At 74.1% G+C, this 15244-nt stretch carries 14 protein-coding genes; 13 read left to right on the forward strand and 1 reads right to left on the reverse strand.

Annotated elements, in window-relative coordinates; all coding sequences use genetic code 11:
• The first annotated feature begins 135 nt into the window (after positions 1-135).
• From CK485_RS25780 to CK485_RS25830, 12 genes are all read left to right on the forward strand, one after another.
• Positions 136-1728, forward strand: coding sequence for a phage tail sheath family protein (locus CK485_RS25780; protein WP_109454213.1), 1593 nt, complete (start codon positions 136-138; stop codon positions 1726-1728).
• Between the two features lie 79 nt (positions 1729-1807).
• Positions 1808-2251 (forward strand): phage tail protein, encoded by a 444-nt coding sequence (locus tag CK485_RS25785; protein ID WP_109454214.1) that lies wholly within the window; start codon positions 1808-1810, stop codon positions 2249-2251.
• Positions 2251-2763 carry a hypothetical protein gene (locus CK485_RS25790; protein ID WP_109454215.1) on the forward strand — a complete coding sequence of 171 codons (513 nt, stop codon included), beginning with the start codon at positions 2251-2253 and terminating at the stop codon, positions 2761-2763. The genes CK485_RS25785 and CK485_RS25790 overlap by 1 nt, the downstream gene beginning before the upstream one ends.
• Entirely contained in the window at positions 2760-2921 is a 162-nt protein-coding gene (locus tag CK485_RS29170) for a DUF6760 family protein (RefSeq protein WP_199239501.1), read from the forward strand. The genes CK485_RS25790 and CK485_RS29170 overlap by 4 nt, the downstream gene beginning before the upstream one ends.
• Before the next feature lie 3220 nt (positions 2922-6141).
• Positions 6142-6297 carry a hypothetical protein gene (locus CK485_RS28845; RefSeq protein WP_158288241.1) on the forward strand — a complete coding sequence of 52 codons (156 nt, stop codon included), beginning with the start codon at positions 6142-6144 and terminating at the stop codon, positions 6295-6297.
• An 81-nt stretch (positions 6298-6378) separates the two neighbouring features.
• Positions 6379-6804 carry a phage tail protein gene (locus tag CK485_RS25800; RefSeq protein ID WP_109454217.1) on the forward strand — a complete coding sequence of 142 codons (426 nt, stop codon included), beginning with the start codon at positions 6379-6381 and terminating at the stop codon, positions 6802-6804.
• 13 nt (positions 6805-6817) lie between these two features.
• The gene (locus tag CK485_RS25805; RefSeq protein WP_109454218.1) at positions 6818-7546 is read left to right on the forward strand and encodes a LysM peptidoglycan-binding domain-containing protein; all 729 of its coding nucleotides are present in this window, start codon (positions 6818-6820) and stop codon (positions 7544-7546) included.
• Positions 7546-9438 (forward strand): VgrG-related protein, encoded by a 1893-nt coding sequence (locus CK485_RS25810; RefSeq protein WP_109454219.1) that lies wholly within the window; start codon positions 7546-7548, stop codon positions 9436-9438. Before CK485_RS25805 ends, CK485_RS25810 begins: the two co-directional genes overlap by 1 nt.
• Positions 9438-9884, forward strand: a complete 447-nt coding sequence (locus CK485_RS25815) for a GPW/gp25 family protein (protein WP_109454220.1) — start codon at positions 9438-9440, stop codon at positions 9882-9884. Before CK485_RS25810 ends, CK485_RS25815 begins: the two co-directional genes overlap by 1 nt.
• Positions 9885-11843, forward strand: a complete 1959-nt coding sequence (locus CK485_RS25820; RefSeq protein ID WP_109454221.1) for a putative baseplate assembly protein — start codon at positions 9885-9887, stop codon at positions 11841-11843.
• Positions 11840-12388 carry a phage tail protein gene (locus CK485_RS25825; protein WP_109454222.1) on the forward strand — a complete coding sequence of 183 codons (549 nt, stop codon included), beginning with the start codon at positions 11840-11842 and terminating at the stop codon, positions 12386-12388. Before CK485_RS25820 ends, CK485_RS25825 begins: the two co-directional genes overlap by 4 nt.
• Positions 12389-12390: 2 nt before the next feature.
• Positions 12391-13734, forward strand: a complete 1344-nt coding sequence (locus CK485_RS25830; RefSeq protein ID WP_109454223.1) for a hypothetical protein — start codon at positions 12391-12393, stop codon at positions 13732-13734.
• A 39-nt stretch (positions 13735-13773) separates the two neighbouring features.
• Here CK485_RS25830 and CK485_RS25835 read toward each other — a convergent pair whose 3' ends face one another.
• Positions 13774-14133 (reverse strand): DUF6204 family protein, encoded by a 360-nt coding sequence (locus CK485_RS25835; protein ID WP_109454224.1) that lies wholly within the window; start codon positions 14131-14133, stop codon positions 13774-13776.
• Between the two features lie 640 nt (positions 14134-14773).
• Here CK485_RS25835 and CK485_RS25840 point away from each other — a divergent pair.
• A complete protein-coding gene (locus CK485_RS25840) occupies positions 14774-15226 on the forward strand; it encodes a DoxX family protein (RefSeq protein WP_109454225.1) in 453 nt (150 codons plus the stop codon).
• Positions 15227-15244: the final 18 nt, after the last annotated feature.

The following is a 15244-nucleotide window of genomic DNA, read 5'->3' on the forward strand; positions in this document are numbered from 1 at the left end:
CGCTCCGCGGACGGCCGTTCGGCCCGATCGGGCAGTGAATCTGCCCCCGAACGGGGACCTGAGGACGTTTCGGCCCCGCGCTTCGCGCGTGAAGGTGGATGACGTCATATCTCGTACCCCGAGGAGAGCCACAGCATGCCCTCGTACCTGTCACCCGGCGTCTACGTCGAGGAGGTGGCCAGCGGTTCGCGTCCGATCGAGGGGGTGGGCACCTCGGTGGCGGCCTTCGTCGGTCTCGCGCCGACCGGCCCGCTGAACGAGCCGACGCTGGTCACCAACTGGACCCAGTACGCCGCGGCCTTCGGTGAGTTCGTCGACGGGTACCACCTCGCGCACGCCGTCTACGGCTTCTTCAACAACGGCGGCAGCGCCGCGTACGTGGTCCGCGTCGGCGGCGCCCCCGGTGGCGAGAACGGCGGCACGCAGGACCCGGCGGCGGTGACCGGCTCCGCCGCGGCACCCGCCGCGCTGCCCGCCGGCGAGGCCAAGGCGCTCGGCACCTTCACCGTGACCGCCATCGCCTCCCCGGAGAGCGGCGGCCGCATCACCGTCGAGGTGGCCGACCCCGAGGGCGAGGGACCGGCGGAGCGCTTCCGGCTGGTCGTCAAGGACGGCGACAAGACCGCCGAGACCTTCGACGTGACCGCCAAGAAGGGCGGGCGCAACTACGTCGTCACCCAGGTCAAGGAGCGCTCCAAGCTCATCACCGTCCAGGAGTCGGCGCCGGCCGCGCAGTTGGCGCGCCCCGACAACCAGACGGTGACGCTGGCCGCGCCCACGCCGCCCCCGGCCGTCCCGGCGGAGACGAACTCCGGTCACCCCGGCGTCGCCGACTACCTGGGCGACTCGGCGGACCGCACCGGCTTCGGCGGCCTGGAGGCCGTCGACGAGATCTCCATGGTCTGCGTGCCGGACCTGATGTCCGCCTACCAGCGCGGCGCCATCGACCTGGAGTCCGTCAAGGCCGTGCAGCTCGGCCTGATCGCCCACTGCGAGCTGATGGGCGACCGGGTCGCCATCATCGACCCGCCGCCCGGCCTGAACGCCCGTCAGATCCGGGTGTGGCGCCAGGAGACGGCCGGCTACGACTCCAAGTACGCGGCCCTGTACTACCCGTGGATCAAGGTCTTCGACCCCGCCACCGGCCAGACCCGTATGGCGCCGCCGAGCGGTCACATCGCCGGCATCTGGGCCCGCAGCGACTCCGAGCGCGGCGTGCACAAGGCGCCGGCCAACGAGGTCGTGCGCGGCGCGGTCGACCTGGAGATCCAGATCACCCGGGGCGAGCAGGACCTGCTCAACCCCATCGGCGTCAACTGCGTCCGCGCCTTCCCCGGCCGGGGCATCCGGGTGTGGGGCGCCCGCACCCTCGCCTCCGACCCGGCCTGGCGCTACCTCAACGTGCGCCGGTACTTCAACTACCTGGAGGAGTCGATCCTCCTCGGCACCCAGTGGGTGGTCTTCGAGCCCAACGACCAGGCGCTGTGGGCCCGGATCCGGCGCAACGTCTCCGCGTTCCTGGTCAACGAGTGGCGTAACGGCGCCCTGTTCGGCTCCCGGCCGGAGGAGGCCTTCTACGTCAAGTGCGACGAGGAGACCAACACCCCGGAGTCGGTCGACCTGGGACGGGTCATCTGCGAGATCGGCATCGCCCCGGTCAAGCCCGCCGAGTTCGTCATCTTCCGGCTGGCGCAGTTCTCCAGCGGCAGCGGGGAGCTGGAGGAGTAGGGCGGGTCGTCACGGCCGCGTGCGGCCGCACCCAGATCAGCAGTAGACGGCACCGTGTCAGAAGGACGGACAGCACTTCATGAGTCTCCAGCCGGGTGACGCCCTCACCTCACACAATTTCGGCCTCCAGATCGACGGCGTCATGGTCGAGTACCTCGCCGAGGTCAGCGGCCTCAGCCTGGAACAGGACGTCATCGAGTACCAGCAGGTCTCCGCGCAGGGCAAGCCGGTCACCAAGAAGATGCCGGGCGTGAAGAAGGCCGGCACCTGCACCGTCGTGCGCGGCATGACCCAGTCGGCGGCGTTCAACCAGTGGATCAACGAGTCGGTGGCCGGGCAGATGGCCACCGCCCGCAAGAACGCCACCATCATGGTGATGGACTACCAGAACAACCCGGTCAAGCGGTACAACATGCGCAACGCGTGGTGCAGCAAGATCGACACCAGCACCGTGAAGGCCGGAGAGGCGTCCGCGCTCACCGAGACGGTGACCATCACCTTCGAAGAACTGGTCATCGAGTAATGCGCCGTACGGCCACCAGGCCTTCCCCGGCCGCCGAACCCGAAGGGGCGGCGGCCGGGGAGCCCGCCGCCTCCGAGGTCCTCGCGCCGATGCCCGAGGCACCCCAGGCGGCCCCGGCGGCACCGCCGCAGCCCCAGCAACTGCTGCGCACCGAGTTCGAGTTCGAGCTTCCGCGCGGGTACGTCGACGAGGCCGGCACCGTGCACCGCAACGGCACGATGCGGCTCGCGACCGCCCGCGACGAACTGATCCCGCTCCAGGACATGCGCGTGCGGGACAACCCCGCGTACCTGTCGGTGGTGCTGCTCGGCCGGGTGATCACCCGGCTCGGCACGCTCCCGCTGGTGCACGACGGGATCGTGGAGAACCTCTTCGCCTCCGACCTGGCGTTCCTCCAGGACTTCTACCGTCAGGTCAACGCGGAGGGCCACACCCGCGCCGGAGTGACCTGCCCGCACTGCGAGCAGCCGTTCGAGGTGGAGCTCGGCGGGAGCCGCCTGGGGGAATCGTGACGTACGCGACCGACCGCATCCACGAGGAGGTCGCGTACATCGCCTACCACTTCCACTGGAGCCTGGAGGAGATCCTGGACCTCGAACACCGCGACCGCCGCCGGTACACCGAACGGATCGCGGCGCTCGTGACGCGCGCCGCCTCCGGGGAGGGGTGAGGCACCGATGGGAATCCTCGACGGATTGCGGTCGGCGGCCGCCGGGGTGTCCGGGCGGGGCAGGACACGACCGGCCCCGCGTGACGCGGGCGCGGCGGAAGGGGCGTCGGGCACGTCCGACGCCGCACGGCCTGGTGTGGACCGTGCGCAGACGGCCGTCCCCGGCCCGGCCGCCGTCAGCCCGGACGCCACCGGGCCGGTCACCGCTGCTCCGGTGCGTACGGCGTCCTGGCCCGCCCTGCCGCCGATCCAGCGGGCGACCGCGGGAGGGCGGCAGCAGGTCAGCGACCCGGCGTTCGGCGGGCGGTTGACCACCTGGGACAACCCCTCCTTCACCGGCTCGCTCTCCCACGCCGTCCTCGACGGCGCGCCGGGCGGCGTGCTGCGGAGCCTTCCGGTCGCGGCGTCCGGTCCGGCCCCCGGGCTCGAACTGCCGTCGCTCACTTTGCCGGTGGCGCCGTACGACGAGCCGTCGGGCGGCGACGGCGACCACGGCGTCCCGCTGCCCGTGCAGCGTGCGACGGGGCCCGCCGCGGTCGCGGTCAGCCGCCCGACCGGTCCACGAGTGGCGCCCGTCGCGCCGCGAAGCGTCCGCCCGGTCCAGCTGACCAGGGCGGCGCCCACCGGCGGCGCGCGGCGCACGCTTCCGTCGGCTGTCGCGTCGGGTGTTCGGTCGCCCGAGTCACCGGTTTCTTCGCCTTCACCGGCTCGTCCGTCATCGTCGGCTTCTCCGGCTTCATCGGCCGCCTCGTCGGCGTTGTCCACCGTGGCGGCCTCGCCCGGAGCGCCCGACGCCACCACCTCCTCAGCCCCGGGGCCGGGCACCCCCTTCCCGGCCCCGGCTTCCGCCCCGGCCTGCCGCGCCGCGGCGGCGAGGCCGCTGGCCCCGGCGCGGGCACTGACCCCTTCGCGGGCCGCCGTCTCGTCGTCGGCGGAGCAGGTCGTGCACCGCCGGCAGGCGAGCGCCGCGGTTCCGTTGCGGCGCGTTGCCACGAGCGAGGGCACGCGGCCGTCGTCCGACCGGCCGTCGCCCGGTACGGCGCAGAGCCCGGCCGGAGCGCGAGGGGCGGCCGGCCCGGTCCAGCGCCTCGCGGGGCCGGGCTCCAGGCCAACGGCTCCGGTGGCACCGGTCCCTGGCCGTGCGGTGCCGCAGGGCCCCACGCCTCCGTCAGCGCCAACTCCGGGCTCCGTCAACCCCGTTGGACCAGCCCGGAATGGGACGATGCCCGGCGTGGCCAAGCAGTCGCGCTGGGCGCCCTCGCCGGACTCCACGCGGGCGGCCGAGCCGCACACGGCGGCCGCGGCCCAGCCTGTGGCGGTCCAGCGGATCGCGACGCGTCGGGCGGACGACGCGCCGGCCCCTGCCGTCGGCACCCCCGTGGCCCGCTCGGCCACCCCCGTGGCTCACTCCGTCGCGCCGCCCACCGCGGCCCCTGGCGTACCGTCCGGCGCACCGGAGGGCACGTCGGGCCGACGGCCGGGCCTGGGCGCGCCGGTGGCGCCGCCTGCCGTTCGGCCGACTTCCGAGGAACGAGCCGCCGTGGAAACGCCGCGAGTGGCCGAGGGAGCCTCCGGCGGTGGTAGGCCATTGAGGGGTGAGGCGGCGCCGTCGACTCCGGTGGAGTCGCTGCCCGGCGGTGCGGTGGATTCCGTACCGCCGCGTCGGGCTGCGCAGGGCGCGGCGCGAGCTTCGTCGGGGGCGGCGCGCGTGCAGCGCGTTCCGCGGCGGACGGTCACGCGTTCACCCGAGGCCCCGGCGCCGCGTCCCTCAGTCGGGCGGGACGCCGAAGCGCCTCGTCCCCGGACCTCATCGCCCTCCGCCTCCGGTGACGTGCCGGTCCAGCGCGTTCCGGCGACCGGTTCGGCGCGTACTGCCACGCCTGGCGTGGTCGGTTCGCCTGAACCGCCCTCCGTTCAGACGCGATTGACACCCGCCGTGGGGGAGATGCCGGGGGATGGTTCCGCCATGCCGCCGGTGGCCGCGCCGCGTGCGCGCTCGTCCGCCGGCGATGTGCCCGGCGGCGGTGCGGTGTCTCCAGAACCGCGCGTCGGTCAGGTGACGTCCGCTGACGTGCCGGTGCAACGTCTCTCGGTCGCCGCTCCCGTGGCGCCGCCTGCCGTGGGCGACATGCCGAGCGGCGTCGTGGCGTCGCCCCCGTCACCTGCCGCACCGGCATCGCTTGCGACTCCGTCGGCCGCAGTCGCGGGCGTGCGTCCCGCCGTGGGCGCTCCGTTGCGCCACGTGAAGCAGCCGTCGCCCGCGCCGGGGGACCCCCTCAAGCCGGTGGCTCGCGGGACCGGTGGTGCGACGGTGCAGCGTGCCCCGATCTCCGGTCCGGCGCGTTCCGGCCTGGGCGCGCCCGGCCCTGCGACCGCTGCCGTGCCGGGCCGACCAGCGGAGCAGCAGGCACCGTTGGCGACCGGACACCACGCGAGCGCAGCGGGCGACCGTCCCGGCAGCCCGACGGCGCGCCCTGCCTCGCCGGAGGCCGGGTCGCCGACCGGTGTGGGCGCGCCGGTGCGTCGGGTCGCGTCGAACGCACCGGCGGACCCGCCGCCGGGCGCACCGGCACGCCCGCAAGCCCAGCGACTGCGTGTGCCGTCGACCTCCGTCCTCGGCGCCCCCGTACAGCGCTCCGTCGCCGTCGACGCGGTGCGGCCGCACCTGGGTACTCCGGGTGCGGGTCACCGTCCGCCGTTCCAACGGGGGCCGGTGGCCGTGCCGTTGACGGTTGCCGGGCCGGGGGAGCGGTCGGCTTCCGGAAGCCTGCCGGACGCCGTGTCCACGAGCCGGTCCTCCGGCGCACCGCCGTCCGCCGTCACGCCGATCCAGCGTGCTCCGCTGACGTCCGCGCCTTCGCAGCCGGCGCCCTCCGCTCCTGCGTCCCCGACGCCCCTCGTTCCGCCGGTCGGTCACACGTCCGCGCCCGCCGCCATGCCGGTGCGCCGCACGGCCGCCGCGGCAGCCCCGCTGCCCATGCCCGTGCCGGGGCCCGCGCCGACCGTCCAGCGGCGGCCGGACCCCCAGGGCATCGCGTTCACCAAGGCACCGGTGGCGTTCCCGACCCCGGAGCGGCCCGCGGCCCCCGCCCCTGCTCCCGCGCCCGCGACGCCCCCACCGCCCTACACGCCCCCGGGCCCGCCCCCGCCGTACACCCCCGCCTCCAGGCCGACCTCCCTGGCCTCGGCCGCCTCCGAAGCGGCGTGCGGGAACGCACCGGTGCCGGCGGGGGAGGGGTTCGACGCGAGGGCGCTCAGCGACGGCCAGATCGACGAGCTGACGCACCGTCTGGTCGGGCCGCTCACGCGCCTGTTGCGCACCGAGTTGCGCCTGGACCGGGAGAGGATCGGCAGACTGCGCGATCCACGCCGCTGACGGCCGGGCGCATCGAGCGTCCGGTCACCCGCCACCGACGACCGCAGTACCGACGACCGCAGTTCCGCAGAAAGGCCCCCGATGCCCAGCGATCTCGACCCGGGCTCCACCATATTCTTCAACCTGACCATCGACGGCGAGAGCCTGGGGAACTTCAACGGGTGCGAGGGGCTGTCCTCCGAGGTGGAGATCGAACACCACCAGGAAGGCGGCAACAACGGGTTCGTGTGGCAACTGCCCTCCCGCGTCACGTTCTCCAGCATCCGCCTGACCCGCCCGCTGACCCCGGACACCAGCAAGGTCGCGGCGTGGATCTCGTCCGTCGCCACCGGGGTGACCCGGCCGACCGCGCAGATCGCGGCGCTGCGCGCGGACGGCTCGCTGGTGGCGCGCTGGGGGCTGATCGACGTGCTGCCGGTGCGCTGGCAGGGTCCGACGCTCGACCCGGCCAACCCGGGTGTGGCCACGGAGGTCCTGGAAATCACCCACCACGGGTTCACGGACTAGGGAGAACGCGTTCATGGCAGGCACCGCCGGCAGGGGCGGCGCGGGCAAGAGCCTGGTCCGCGCCACCCTCGCCATCCACGAACCGCCGGTCGGCTACAGCACGACGCCCGGCGCGCTGATCAAGACCTTCGACTTCGACTTCAACCCCTCCCAACTGGCGCTCAGCCGCCGCGCGCAGTGGAAGACCACGCCGACCGCGGCGGTACGCGACGGCGCGCTGCCGGAGTTCATGGGGCCGGAGCCGCGGGAGATGACGGTCGAGATCTTCCTCGACTCCTCCGACGACCCGGGCGGCACGTCCGTGCTGAAGAAGGTCGAGGCGCTCTTCTCCTGCTGCGAGGTGACCGCCCGCAGTATCGCCGCCAAGCAGCCCTCCACCCCCTGGGTGGTCTTCCAGTGGGGCTCGTTCTCCACGGCGCGCTTCACCGCGTACGTCACCTCGGTCGACGCCACGTACTCGCTGTTCGGCACGACGGGTGTGCCGATCCGGGCCACCTGCCAGACCCACCTGCACGAGATCCCCAGCACCACCAAGGGCCAGAACCCCACCTCCGGCGCGCTCACCGCACGCCGTGTGCACCGCGTGGTGGCCGGCGACTCGCTCCAGTCGCTGGCCTGGCGCGAGTACGGGGACGCCACGGCGTGGCGCGCGATCGCCGAGGCCAACGCCATCGACGACCCCTCGCGGTTGCCGACCGGGGTCGAACTCGTCCTGCCCGCGGCCGAGGAGGTGCGTTCCTGATGCCACCCGTCGCCTACTCCAGCGTCATCCACGTCACCTTCGGCGGCGCGCCCGTGCCGCCCGAACTCGCCGGGCTGCTCGTCGACGGCTGGGTCGACCTGGGCGCGGGGGTGCCCGGCGCGTTCCGGGTGACCTTCCGCGACCCGCACCACATGGTCCTGGCCAAGCTGGGCGTCAAGATCGGCACACCGGTCGTGCTGGCCCCCGTCGCCGACGGCAAGGGCGCCTCCTCACCGCTGCTCACCGGTGAGGTCACGGGCCTGGAGACCGACTACGACGGCACCGGCACGTTCACCGTCGTGCGCGGCTACGACCCGGGCCACCGCATGATGCGGCAGCGCAGGGTGGCCGCGTACCGCAACCGCACCGCCTCGGACATCGCCCGCAAGCTCGCGGCGGCCGACGGCGTGGCCATCGGTTCCATCGAGTCGACCAGCACCGTCTACGACTTCGTCAGCCAGCCCAACATCACCGACTGGGACTTCCTGGCCCGCCTGGCCGACGAGAACGAGATGGTGATGTCCCTGGACCCCGAGGGGCGCTTCCGCTTCGTCAAGCCGGACCCGGCGTCCGGCGCGCCCCCGACCGGCACCCCCGGCGAGAAGAGCCCGTTCGTGCTCCAGGCCGGCACCGACGTGCTGCGCTGCCGGGCCGCCGTCACCTCCGCCGACCAGGTGGCCAGGACCGAGGCGCGCGGCTGGGACGTGCTGGCCAAGAAGACGCTCACCGCGACGGCGGCCGCCACCGCCAACCCGGGCATCGACATCGGCACCACACCGCAGCGGGTCACCGCCGCGTTCGGAGCGGCCGAACTCGTCGAGACCGACCTGCCGTTGGACCACCCCACCGAGGTCACCCGGGCCGCCGACGCCCTGCGCGACGACGTGACCGGCTCCTTCGCGGAACTGGAGGTCGTGGTGCGCGGCAACCCCCGTCTGCGGCCCGGCGTCCCCGTCACGCTGACCGACGTGGGCACGCCGTTCGAGGGCAAGTACACGACTACCTCCGTGCGCCATGTCTTCGGCGACAGCAGGCACTACGAGACCTGGGTGACCGTCAGCGGCCGCCAGTGGCGCTCCCTGTACGGCCTGACCTCCGGCGGCGGCGTGCCCTCGTCCCGGGTGCCGAGCGTGGCCAACGCGCTCGTCACCGACGTGACCGACCCGCTCAAGCAGGGCCGCGTCAAGCTCCAGTTCCCGTGGCTGGACGACAGTTACGTGAGCGACTGGACGCGTACCGCGCAGCTCGGCGGCAAGGCGGGCGGCGGGATCTTCCCGTACGACGTGGGGGACGAGGTGCTGGTGGCCTTCGACCGCGGCGCGCTGGACCACCCGTTCGTCATCGGCGGCCTGTACAACGGCAAGGACCACCCGACGCCGGTGCCCGACGTGCCGCTGTACGACGGGCTGCGCAACGCCGCCGCCCGGCACACCCTCTCCGACCGGCACGGCAACCGGGTCGACCTGCTCAGCCAGTCCACCGGCCGCAAGTCGGGTGTACGGGTGGCCACCGGGGACGACCGGCTCACCGTCAACCTGGACCGCACCAGGACCGAGATCACCGTGGACAGCGCGGGCGCCGTCAGCATCAAGGGCGCCACGTCCGTGTCGGTGGAGGCCGGCGCGGACCTGTCCCTGAAGGCGGGCGGCGCACTGTCCCTGGAGAGCGCCGGGCCGCTCAGCGTCAAGTCCGCCTCCGTGCTCAACCTCAGCGCCACCGAATCCGTCAGTGTCGAGGCGCTGGGCGCGCTCAGCCTCAGCGCGCTGACCGAGGCGACCCTGACGTCCGGCGCGAGCGTCCAGATCGACGCGGTCGCCGACGTCGGCGTCCGGGCCGTCACCGTACCCCTGCAAGGAGTGGTCCTCATCAACGACGTCCCGGTGCCCCTGTGATGGCCGAGCAGTTCGTCGGTTCGGGCTGGGCGTTCCCGCTGCGCATCGGCCCCACCGGAGGCATCGCCCTGGTCAGCGGGGAACGCGAGATCGAGGAGGCGGTCCGGCTGGTGCTCGCCACCGCGCCGGGGGAGCGCCCCATGCGCCCGGAGTTCGGCTGCGCCATCCACGACCTGGTCTTCGCACCCGTCAACGAGGCCACCGCGGGCCGCATCCAGCACGAGGTGTACGCCAGCCTGGACCGCTGGGAACCGCGCATCGAGGTGCACGACGTGGAGGTGACCGCGGGGGCGGAACAGGGGGTGCTCCACATCGACGTGCGCTACTCGATCCGCGGCACCAACAACCCGCGCAGCCTCGTCTTCCCCTTCTACGTCATCCCCTCCCACGACGAGCCAGAGCCCGGGTCCGCAGGCGGCGGACCGGCCACCGAAAGCGACCTGTAGATGGCACTGCCCTCCCCCAACCTCGACGACCGGCGCTTCCAGCAGTTCGTGGACGACGCCAAGCGCTACATCCAGCAGCGCGCCCCGGAGTGGACCGACCACAACGTGTCCGACCCCGGTGTGACGCTGGTGGAGACCGTCGCGCACATGGCCGACCAGATCGTCTACCGGCTCAACCGGGTGCCGGAGAAGAACCACCTGGCCTTCCTCGACCTGGTGGGCATCACCCTCTTCCCGCCGTCGGCCGCCCGCACCGACCTGACGTTCTGGCTCGCGGCGCCGCAGGAGGACCCCGTGGTGCTGCCGGCCGGCACCGAGGTCGCCACCGTGCGCACCGAGAGCGAGGAGGGCGTCGTCTTCGCCACCGAGCGCAAACTGAGCGTCGTGCCGTGCTCCCTCGGCCACGTCGTCGTGCAGCACACCGGCGAACCCGTCCAGGACCACACCACGGACCTCGACGAGGGCAAGGACCTGCTCTGCTTCAACGAGGCCCCGCGCCCCGGTGACTGCCTGCTGCTGGGCCTGACCGCCGCCGTGCCGCACTGCGCGGTCGCGCTCACCCTCGACAGCCGCGTCGACGGCGTCGGCGTCGACCCCCGGCAGCCGCCGCTGGTGTGGGAGGCGTGGACCGAGGACGGCTGGACCGCGTGCGAGGTCGACCGCGACGGCACCGGCGGCCTCAACCGGCCCGGCGAGGTCGTCCTGCACGTCCCCGGCACCCACGCCCTCTCCCGCGCGGGCGGACAGGAGGCGGGCTGGCTGCGCTGCCGCGTCACCGAACCGCTGGCCAACCAGCCCTTCTACACCACGTCGCCGACCGTGCGCTCCGCCGCCGCGTTCACCATCGGCGGCACCACCTCCGCCGTGCACGCCGACACCGTGACCGACGAGGCGCTCGGCGAGTCCACCGGCATCCCCGGACAGCGGCTGCGGCTCGCCCACGCACCGGTGGTCGCGGGCGACCCGGCGGTGCTGCTGCAGACGGCCGACCACGACGGCTGGAGCGACTGGAGCGTCGTCCCGCACTTCGCCGCCTCGGGACCTCAGGACCGGCACGTCACCCTCGACGCCGCCACCGGCGAGATCGCCTTCGGCCCCGCCGTACGCGAACCCGACGGCTCCCTGCGGCAGTACGGCGCCGTTCCCCCCAAGGGCGCCGTCATCCGCGCCCGCCGCTACCGTACCGGGGGCGGGCGCGCGGGGAACGTCGCGCGGGGCGCCATCCAGGTGCTGCGCGGCTCCGTGCCGTACGTCGCCTCGGTCACCAACCGGGAGGCCGCGACCGGCGGGGTCGACGGCGAGACGGTGGAGGAGGCCAAGGTCCGCGCCCCCATCACCCTGCGCGCCCAGGAGCGCGCGGTGACACTCCGGGACTACGAGGAACTCGCCCGCCGCGCCGCGCCGGAGACCGCGCGCATCACCTGCCTGCCCGGCGACGAGGGCGAACACGGCTCGTACGCGGTGCGGGTGCTCGTGGTGCCGCAGGCGGTCCCGGACCCCGGCGGACGGCTGCGCTTCGAGCAACTCGTCCCCGACGACGCCCTGTTGGACCGCATCACCCGCCACCTCGACGAGCGCCGCCTGATCGGTACCCGGCTCGCCGTCGGCCCGCCCTTCTACCAGGGCGTCACCGTCGTCGCGACGCTGCACGCCTTCCGCGGCGCCGACACCGACCGGGTGCGCAAGCAGGCCCACGACGCCCTCTACCGGCACCTCGACCCGCTCACCGGCGGGATCGGCGGAACCGGCTGGAAGTTCGGGCGCCCGGTGCAGGCGGGAGAGGTCTTCGCGGTGCTGCAACGCGTGCCCGGCGTCGAACTCGTCGACGAGGTGCTGCTGCACCCGGCCGACCCGCTGACCGGCAAGCGCGGTGAGGCGACCGACCGGATCGACCTGGACGCGCCGTCCCTGGTCTTCTCCTTCGACCACCGGGTCCGCGTGATCGGGGACGGCTCGTGAGGGGCTCCGTGGACGACCTGCCGTCGTCCTCGCCGATCGCCTCGATGCTGCCCGCCGTCTTCGCCGACGACGACCTCGCGCAGCGCTTCGTCGCCGGCCTCGACGACGTCATCGCGCCGATCCTCGTCGTCCTCGACTGCCTGGACTCCTACTTCACGCCGTCACTGGCGCCCGTCGACTTCACCCGCTGGCTCGGCGAGTGGGTCGGCGCGGAGACCGACGGCACCGAACCCGAGGCCCGGCTGCGCGCGGCGGTCGCCGCCGCCGCGTACCTGCACCGCGTCCGGGGCACCCGGCGCGGTCTGTCCGAGGCGATACGGCTGGCCTTCGGCGTCGAGCCGGAGATCACCGAGAGCGGCGCGGCCGACTGGCGGGCCCGGCCGCTCGGCCCGTTCCCCGGCGAGCGGCGCCCCCGGCTGCACGTGGCGCTGACGCTCCCGGACCCGACCCCGGCCGACGAGCACCGCCTGGACACGCTGGTCGCGGCCGCCCGCCCGGCCCACATGCCCTACACGGTCCAGGTGACCGCCGAAAGGAAGCCCTAGAGATGACCAGGCAGACCTCCGGCACCCGCCCGGAACGGGAGCGGGCCCGCAACTGCGCCGAGTGCGGCACCCCGGCCGAACCGGGACAGCCGTTCTGCGACGCCTGCGGCGCCGTACTCGGCTGGACCTCGCCCCCACGCGGTGCGCAGCAGCCACGGGAGGACGGCGGCCCCGACGCGCCCGACCCGCACGAGGGCGTCGCCGTTCCGCCACAGGGCCGTCCCGCCGACCCGGACGACGAGCCCACCGAGCCGCTTCCCCCGGCCGTCTCGGCGACGGGCCCGGCCGGCCGACCGCCCGCCGGCGAGCCGGGCGCCCCCGCGGCGGACGTCCCCCCTGTGGGGCTCCACCCGGCCGACGCAGCCGCGGTGGACGTCGCGGCGGCCAACGCCCCCGCCGCGGCCGCCGCCATGGACGCCGCGGCCGTGGACGCCGCCGCCCTCGAAGCCGCCGAGCGGGCCAGGCAGCTGCTGATCCCGGTCGCCGACACCGAGCCGCAGGCCCCGCCGGTGCCGTCCGTCGCCCCCGTGCTGCCCGGCCGCCCGCTCACCGACCGGCCGCAGGTGCGCGCTCCCGGACCGGAGTACGGGGCCGAGGGCGGCATCCCGTGCCCGTGGTGCCACATCCCCAACCGGCCTGACCGGCACTTCTGCGGGCGCTGCGCGATGCCGATGGCGGGCAGTCCGGCGGCGCCGGAGCGGCGGCTGTCCTGGTGGCGGCGGCTGCTGGACCGCCGCAACCAGCCCGCGCCGTGGGCGGGGCAACGCCCGCGTCTGAACCGCGGGTTCGGCCGCGTCCTCAACTGGGTGGTCGGCGCGGTCGTGCTCGCCCTGCTGATCACCGCCGGGCTCAACACCGGCACGGCCGTGCAGGCGGTGCGCGACCACTTCGCCAAGCGCGCCCCCGTGCGCCCGGACCAGTTCGGCGCCTCCCGCTCGTACGCCGGCCACGGGCCGCAACTCGCGTTCGACGAGATCAGCAACACCTGGTGGGCGCCTGGCGTCTCCCAGTCGGGAACGGGGGAGTGGCTGGAGGCCCGCTTCGACCAGCCGACCCGCCTGCTGGACCTGATCATCACGCCCGGCGAGTCGACCGAGGCGGCCCAGCTCTCGCAGTCCGCGCTCCCGCACCGGATCGACGCGGTCATCACCACGGCGGACGGCAGGACCACCACCCGGTCCATCGTCCTGGACGAGGGCGCGGGACCGCAGCAGCGCGCGTTCCACGCCGACAACGTGACGGCGGTGCGGTTCGTCCTGCAATCGGCCTACGGCGCGGCCCCCGACAAGCAAGTGGCCATCGCCGAGGTCGAGTTCTTCGGCCCCTCCAACGGCAACGGGGCCTGACGGCGCCCGCGCGCGGGGCGGGGGAGCGGGGGCGCCGGGTCAGGCCTTCCCCGCCGTCCCCGCCCGGCGCTGCCGCCTGCCCAACGGAGCCTGGCTGAGGTCCTCGGCCTGGGACCTGAGATTCCGGTAGCCGTAGCCGCGGCTGTCCAGCCACGCCTTCGCGGCCTCCTCGGCGCGTTCGGTGGCGAGCAGGATGTCCGCCTCCTCCTCGCCCGTGTCCGAGAACCGGAAGGTGAAGGCCGAGCGCGCCGCCAGGTCGTAGCTCAGGTGCCCCTCGGGGGTGAAGGCCGCGCGCAGGACGTCGTGCTCGGCGGCCCGCGCCAGCAGTTCGGCCCGCTGGTCGGCGCCGAGTCCGTCGAAGACGCCGCGCACGGTGACGCGGAAGGTACGAGTGCTCATTCGGCGACCCTAGCCAGCGGCCCCGACGGGCTCCACCGGGTTTTTGAGGCGCGCGAGCCGCCTCCCCCGCGGTCGAGTGCCGCGCCCGGCGCGAGTGCTTCCGCATCCCCCGACCCTCCGACCGCCCGTCGCGTCCACTCCGGTTGAGCCGCCGCCAACTCCCCCAACAGGGCGGCGACTTCAGGCGTGGTGCCTCCTGGGACGTGCCCGGGGCGGATCGGCCGGAACGCGAAGCAGCGGCCTGGGACTTGCATCGTCCACCGGCTGGTCACCGCCAACGGCCATACCGCCGCGCTGCCCCCGGGCGGCGGGCTCACCGCCACCCTCACGATGCCCGCGCCACGGACGCCGTACCGCCGCACCGGTGCAAACCGGACGGCTGGAAATCGACGTCCGGCCCGAGACCTGAACGGGTTCTTAACCTTTCGTCAGCCACACTGCTGCGCGATCGGCCACGCTCCGGCGGGCCGGTCGCGCATGTGCCACGTGGCCCATCCCGCGCGCGGAGCTGAACCCGGCAGCAGCGCCCGCGACCCGGCCGGCCGCCGTACCACCCCGTTCGCGCGCGCCGTTCACGAGACCCGCGCGCGTACGGGCAGCCAGGCAACATCACATCCAACCCCACACTCCTGGAGTGATCGTGCGCACGCTGCTTCCCGATCGATGGAACCGCCTGCTGCTCTGCCTGTTCAGAGTGGTGACCGGTCTGCTCTTCGCCTGCCACGGCGCCGCCACCCTCTTCGGCGTCCTCGGCGGGCCGGAAGGCGGGCACGCCCCGGCCTTCGGCCAGTGGCCGGGCTGGTGGGCCGCGGCCATCGAACTCGTCGGCGGTCTCCTCGTCCTGCTGGGCCTGGGCACCCGGGGTGCCGCGCTGCTGTGCTCGGGCTCGATGGCCTACGCCTACTTCTCCGTGCACCAGCAGCACGCGCTGCTGCCCATCCAGAACGGCGGCGAACCGGCGGTGCTGTTCTGCTGGTCCTTCCTGACCATAGCCATCGTCGGCCCCGGCGCCCTCGCCCTGGACGCGGTCCTGCCCACCCTGACCCGGCGGGACACGACGACGGCCCGCCGCCCGGCGCCCGCGGGCGACTGAACACCCGGACGGCCACCC

Source organism: Streptomyces sp. ICBB 8177 (genome assembly GCF_003144095.1).
GTDB lineage: Bacteria > Actinomycetota > Actinomycetes > Streptomycetales > Streptomycetaceae > Streptantibioticus_D.

What these genes read in the sequence shown, in the direction of transcription:
- CK485_RS25780 (WP_109454213.1), top strand. Translation starts at nt 136, where the DNA reads ATGCCCTCGTACCTGTCACCCGGCGTCTACGTCGAGGAGGTGGCCAGC.
- CK485_RS25785 (WP_109454214.1), top strand. Translation starts at nt 1,808, where the DNA reads ATGAGTCTCCAGCCGGGTGACGCCCTCACCTCACACAATTTCGGCCTC.
- CK485_RS25790 (WP_109454215.1), top strand. Translation starts at nt 2,251, where the DNA reads ATGCGCCGTACGGCCACCAGGCCTTCCCCGGCCGCCGAACCCGAAGGG.
- CK485_RS25800 (WP_109454217.1), top strand. Translation starts at nt 6,379, where the DNA reads ATGCCCAGCGATCTCGACCCGGGCTCCACCATATTCTTCAACCTGACC.
- CK485_RS25805 (WP_109454218.1), top strand. Translation starts at nt 6,818, where the DNA reads ATGGCAGGCACCGCCGGCAGGGGCGGCGCGGGCAAGAGCCTGGTCCGC.
- CK485_RS25810 (WP_109454219.1), top strand. Translation starts at nt 7,546, where the DNA reads ATGCCACCCGTCGCCTACTCCAGCGTCATCCACGTCACCTTCGGCGGC.
- CK485_RS25815 (WP_109454220.1), top strand. Translation starts at nt 9,438, where the DNA reads ATGGCCGAGCAGTTCGTCGGTTCGGGCTGGGCGTTCCCGCTGCGCATC.
- CK485_RS25820 (WP_109454221.1), top strand. Translation starts at nt 9,885, where the DNA reads ATGGCACTGCCCTCCCCCAACCTCGACGACCGGCGCTTCCAGCAGTTC.
- CK485_RS25830 (WP_109454223.1), top strand. Translation starts at nt 12,391, where the DNA reads ATGACCAGGCAGACCTCCGGCACCCGCCCGGAACGGGAGCGGGCCCGC.
- CK485_RS25835 (WP_109454224.1), bottom strand. Translation starts at nt 14,133, where the DNA reads ATGAGCACTCGTACCTTCCGCGTCACCGTGCGCGGCGTCTTCGACGGA.